The sequence below is a fragment of the Streptomyces botrytidirepellens genome, assembly GCF_003721215.1.
GTDB classification, from domain to species: Bacteria; Actinomycetota; Actinomycetes; order Streptomycetales; family Streptomycetaceae; genus Streptomyces; species Streptomyces himastatinicus.
The window spans coordinates 1-5,437 of the sequence record NZ_RIBZ01000213.1 but is presented as its reverse complement, the minus strand read 5'-3'; the positions used below and the strand labels follow the sequence as shown (position 1 = coordinate 5,437).

Sequence of the window (5,437 nt, the reverse complement as noted above, 5' to 3'; positions counted from 1 at the left end):
CGCGTCCGCCTCGGCAGGGCGGCCAGGCTCCCCCGCCCCCACCTCCGCCTCCGGCTCCCGCTCCTCCGCCGCAGCCCCCCGCGAGCTAGCGGCAGCTCTCACCTCACCCATCACGCTTTGAGATAGGAGTCGCGATGGACCGCGTCTTCGCGTTTCCCCGACCGCGTCCACGTGGTCTGTTGGGGCGTCGTTTTGAGATGGACGAGCAACTGGTCCTGCTCGGCGGCATAGTCCTGTCCGTCGGCCTGCTGGCCACCTTGCCCGGGATCCCCCTGAAGATCCTCGGATGCCTCGGTGCGGCCGGGACGTGCATCTGGGTCACGATGGTCCCCTACAAGGGCCGGACGTTCCTGCGCTGGTTCGAGATCCGCCGCACCTACCGCCGGCTGCTGCGCGACGGCAAGCTCCTGTACAAGTCGACAGCCCCGTTTGCGGGCCGCCGCAGGGACGGCACACCGGTGCCGGTGGCTCAGCCGGTGGGCGTGCCGGAGTCGCTGGAATGGATCACGGCTAAGACCGCGTACGGGGACATCGCCGTCCTGCTCCAGCCCACCCAGTCCATGTTCGTGACCTGTATCGAGGTCGAGGGCGCCAAGAACTTCGGCGGGCTCGACGGCGCGGACAAGGAAGCGCTGATCTCCGCCTATGAGTACCTGCTCAAGGAGACCGCGGAGTCGGGCGGGCGCATCGAGTACGTGCAGTGGCTGGCGCGGCTGCTGCCCACCGACCCCAACGCCCACGCACATGATGCCGCGGCGCGGCGGGATCCGGCAGCGCCGTCCTGGCTGAGTGACTCCTACGACGAGCTGGTCGACATGGTCTCGGTCTACGCCGAGGACCGGCGTCTGTTCCTGGTGCTGGGCATCCCCTACACCCAGGAACTGTCCGCCGAGGCCCTGACCTACAAGACCCTGCACGACGGGTACGCCGAGGTCCTGGGCAAGGAGGTCGAGCAGTTCATCCGGGGCCTGGGCGGCGCGCAGCTGCGCTGGGTGCGCAACCTGGACGAGCCCGCGCTCGCCTCACTGATCCACCACACTTACGCGCCCGACCACTGGATCAACGACACCCGGGGCATGGACCGCGCGAGCTGCTGGCCGGCCGAGATGGACGCGAGGGAGCCGACCCGCATGGCGGCCCGCAGCTGGGAGGGCGCCGACCCCTGGTACACCGCCACGGCCTGGATCAAGCAGTTCCCGGTGCTGCCGGTGGGCGTCAACTTCATGGCTCCGCTGCTGCTGTACGTCAGCGACGTGATTTTGACGGTCGGGGTGACGATGCGGCTGCTGCCCGCGGACAAGGCCCTCGAGGACGCCATGGCGGACGTCACCAACGAGGCGGGCCAGGCCGACAATCATCCCGGGAAGATCATCGACCCGCGCGAGGAGCGTGAGCTGGGGGCGTCCGCCTCTACCATGCACGACCTGGCCAACGGCGCGGCTGGCGTGCGCCTGACTGGATGGGTCGCCGTCACGGCACCGGACCCCGAGTTGCTCGTCCAGCACCGCAACACGGTGCGGGCGGCCGCGGTCAAGAGTCAGTTGGCGCTGGAGTGGTGCGACTCCGAGCAGTACCGCGCCTTTGCTAACACCCTGCCCATGGTCACCGGACTGCTGAAGGACTGAGGCGCCATGCTCGAACTCGTACGCCGCCAGTCCCAGACCGGACGGCGCGCGCTGCGCACCACCACCGCCACCGCGTCCGGGCTGTATCCCGCGGTCGGCGCTCCGTCCTCGGACCCCCGGGGTGTGATCATCGGCCGGGAGATCTACTCCGGCAAGGCCTACATCTACGACCCGTTCATCCTCTACGACCCCTCCGCCCGTGAGCGTCTCCCCAGCGGGCATGCTCTGGTGCTCGGCAAGTCGGGGTTCGGCAAGTCGTCGCTGGAAAAGTGCTACGTGCTGCGGCAGTTGCGCTTTCGGGACCGCTCGTTCTGTGTCCTGGACGCGCAGGGCGAGGACGGCGTCGGCGAGTGGGACAGCATCGCGCGGGCCCTGGGCGTCACCCCGATCCGCCTGGTGTACGGCGGTGAGGACGGCGAGGGGGTGCGCCTCAATCCGCTGGATCCCCGGATTCCCTCGCAGTACCAGTTCAAGGTCCTCTGCTCGATGGTCGAGATCATCGGCGGACCGCTGAGCAGCAAGAGCGAGTTCTCCCTCTCGGTCGCCCACGCGGCGGCTCAGGTGAGGGCCGCGGCCGAGGAGCGCGTTGCGGTCCTGTCGGACATTCACGATGCGCTGACCAACCCCGAGCCGGCCATGCTCGGCCGGCGCGAGGTCGGCGTCGAGGACATGGTCGAGTGGGGTCAGCCGGCGAGCTTGGCGATGGACCAACTGTGCAGCCCCACAAGGGATCTGGCCGGGTTGTTCAACGGCCCCACCACACCCGGGATCGACCTGGACGCGCGGCTGATCGTCTTCGACCTCACGCGGTTGCCGCGCGAAGGCGAGGCCATGCCGCTGCTGATGAGTGTGATCGGCCCGTGGCTGCGCTACGCGTGGATCAAGCCTGGGGACAGCGTCAAGCGCACGCTGATCGTCGAAGAGGCCTGGCACATCCTGTCCCACCGCCCCGTCGCCCGGCTTTTCGAAGAATTCGTCCGGTATGGGCGGCGGCTTGGTCTGTCGTTCTGGGCGATCCTGCACCACCTCGGTGACCTGATGGTCGACGAGGCGCCCGAGGCCGCGGCCATCTTGAAACTCACCGCTACCCGGGTGCTCTACCACATGGACAAGGCCGAGGCCGACGTCACGGCGGACTACCTGCAACTGCCCGACTGGGCGCGTGAGGCCCTGATCGACGGCGCCAGCCGCTGCTCGCCGGGGCGGGCGGTGTGGCAGGTGGGCAACCGGATGCACCTGGTGGAGCACATCCGCAGCGCGACCGAGTCGGAGCTGACCAACACCAACCGCAAGATGACGGAGGCCAGTTCCGGGAGCCAGGCACCCGCTGCACCGCTCATCTCGATGCGAAAGAACGCCGCCTGATGACCTCCTCGAACCTTGCCGCCCGCGCGCCGTCGCCGCACACCACGACCCTGACCGCCCAGCCGCCGGGCCATCCCCGCCGCGGTGCCCGCGCCGGTGTGGCGCTCACCGCCGGTCGGCCGACCAACCGTGACTCGATATCCATCGGTGGAGGTGCACGGTAGTGGCCAAGGTTGTCACCCCGCACTCGGGCAACCGCCTGCACGTCTACAAGGACGCCTGGTGGATCGCCCTGTGCATCACCGCGGTTGCACTCACCCTCTGGGCCTGGTTGGCCGCCGTCATCTCCGGTCTGCTGACGCATGCCTCCCCCGCCATGGTCTCGTGGAACGAGACGGCGGGCGCCATCCCCGCCCTGGTGGTCGATCCGCTGCACCCGCAGGACGCCTACCCGTCCGGGGCCGGGGTGGGCGGGCCGTTCGCCTTCTACCCGCCCTTCCTCGCCGCAGCCGCCGGCACCTGCTGGGGGGCCCGGGCCGGGTGGCGGCGCTGGCGCTCGACGCGTGACGAGGGCACCGACGGCCTGGCCACCAGCGGCCAGTTGGAAGAGGCCATGGGCGAGGCCAAGGCCCTGTCCCGGGTCGGTGCGCTGCGCCCGAGCCTGGCCACACCGCGGCCCTCTCTCGACAAGGCGCCCGGGCCTGCCCGTGCGCTGCCGCGGCGCGCCAGTGGGCCCCCGAAGGTGACCGGCGTGCCGGTGAGCGNGCGGCGCGCCAGTGGGCCCCCGAAGGTGACCGGCGTGCCGGTGAGCGAGGTCGCCGTGTTCTGCGGCACCGCGATCCCGACCGGCGTGAAGTTGTACATCCCGTTCGAAGAAACGGTCCTGATCGTCGCCCCTCCCCGTGAGGGCAAGACCTCGCAGTTGATCATGCCGTGGATCCTCGACTTCCCCGGCAGTGTGCTGGCCACCTCCTCCAAGACCGACGTCCTCTACGCGACCGCCAAGAGCCGCGAGAAGCACGGGCCGGTCATGGTGCTCGACCCGACGGGCCTGAGTAACTGGCCGTTGCAGCTCCAGTGGGCCGTCACGGACGGCTGCGAGGACTTCAGCGTCGCCCGTAAACGCGCCGAAACCCTCACCGGCACCACGAAGTCGGACGAGGGGACAAAAAACGGCGGCTACTTCATGATGAACGCTCAAATGCTCATGACGTGCTGGCTGCACGCAGCCGCGCTCGATGGGCTGAGCGGGATGGACATCCTGCGCTGGGCCACCGCCCCCACCGAGCGGCAGCCGGTGGACATCCTGGCCGCCCACGGCCAGGAGAACCTCGCCCGGGCCCTCGCCGCCCAGCATTCCGCGGCCCCCGAGGAGCGGTCGGCGAGCTGGCGCACCGCCGAGCAGAGCATCCTCGCCCTGTACGACCAGAAGGTCGCCGCGATCTTCGGCAAGTCCGCCCGCGACGAGAAGAACTTCTCCATCGCGAAGTGGCTCACCGAGGGCGGCACAGTCTTCCTCATCGGCGAGGAGGACGAGGGCTCCAGCCTGGCGCCCATCCTGGCGGCGTTCTCGCGCGCCATCCTCGACACCGCCAAGGTGATCGCAGCCCGGAAGCCCAACGGCCGCCTCGACCCGCCATTCGCGCTGCTCGGCGACGAGCTGGCCAACGTGGCGCCGCTGCCGCAGATCCCGAGCCTGATGTCGGTCTCCGGCTCGCAGAACATCTTCATGGTCGCCGTCTTGCAGAACCTCGCCCAAGCGCACGAGAGGTGGGGGGAGTTGGGCGTCAGAAAAATGTTCGCGGCTGCGACCATCAAGGTGATCTTGGGTGGCGTCTCGGACGAGCAGGAACTCAAGACGTACTCCCAGCTCGCCGGCGAGTTCGAGGAAGACACCGAGTCGGTCAGTGACGACGGAGACCGCGCTTCCATCAGCATCTCCACCCGGCGCCGGGCCGTACTCGAGCCCGGCGACATCCGGCAGATCAAGGAACGTGAGGGCCTGGTCGTCCACCGGCGTACCCCCGTCACCCGGGTCAAGTTCGAGCGGATCCACGAAGGCCCCCGCGCCAAGGAGATCAGCGAGGCCACCAAGGAAGCCCTGAAGAAGGTGAACAGCCATGCCGCAAGCAGCTAAGTGGTCCACGGTCGTCCTGCGTTCCATGCGCGGTGGGCTTGTCAGCCTCGCGCGGCGCTTCGTCCGCCTGGAGAAAAGCTCCTCGGCCAGTCCCACGCCACGCCACCGCGAAGACGAGTATCCCTTTGGCACGCTCTTCGACGTTCTCGAAGCCCTCAACAGCGAGCAGCGCAAGTTCCACACCCGCCTGACCCACCTGGAGGAGGCCCGCGCCCCTGGACCGGCGCAGCCCTCCCGTCCGGACGCGGACCCGCTGGGCCCGCTCTTCGACGCGCTGGAGTCCATCAGCGACGAACTCACCGGATTCGCCGCGCGCCTGGCCCGGGTCGAGGAGGCCGGGCCGCGCATGCGGCTCCGGCCCCGCTCCGCG

The 5,437-nt window shown here is 69.3% G+C and carries 4 protein-coding genes; all 4 read left to right on the top strand.

Annotated features, from left to right (window positions below; translation table 11 throughout):
- Positions 1 to 134 precede the first annotated feature (134 nt).
- Entirely contained in the window at positions 135 to 1,625 is a 1,491-nt protein-coding gene (locus EEJ42_RS16325) for an SCO6880 family protein (protein WP_123100660.1), read from the top strand.
- Positions 1,626 to 1,748: 123 nt separating this feature from the next.
- Positions 1,749 to 2,990, top strand: a complete 1,242-nt coding sequence (locus EEJ42_RS16320) for an ATP/GTP-binding protein (RefSeq protein WP_246096790.1) — start codon at positions 1,749 to 1,751, stop codon at positions 2,988 to 2,990.
- Positions 2,991 to 3,306: 316 nt separating this feature from the next.
- The gene (locus EEJ42_RS16315; protein WP_425472909.1) at positions 3,307 to 5,067 is read left to right on the top strand and encodes a type IV secretory system conjugative DNA transfer family protein; all 1,761 of its coding nucleotides are present in this window, start codon (positions 3,307 to 3,309) and stop codon (positions 5,065 to 5,067) included.
- The coding region (locus tag EEJ42_RS16310; protein WP_148081974.1) for a hypothetical protein at positions 5,051 to 5,437 on the top strand (387 nt) is incomplete at its 3' end. The genes EEJ42_RS16315 and EEJ42_RS16310, both read left to right, overlap by 17 nt.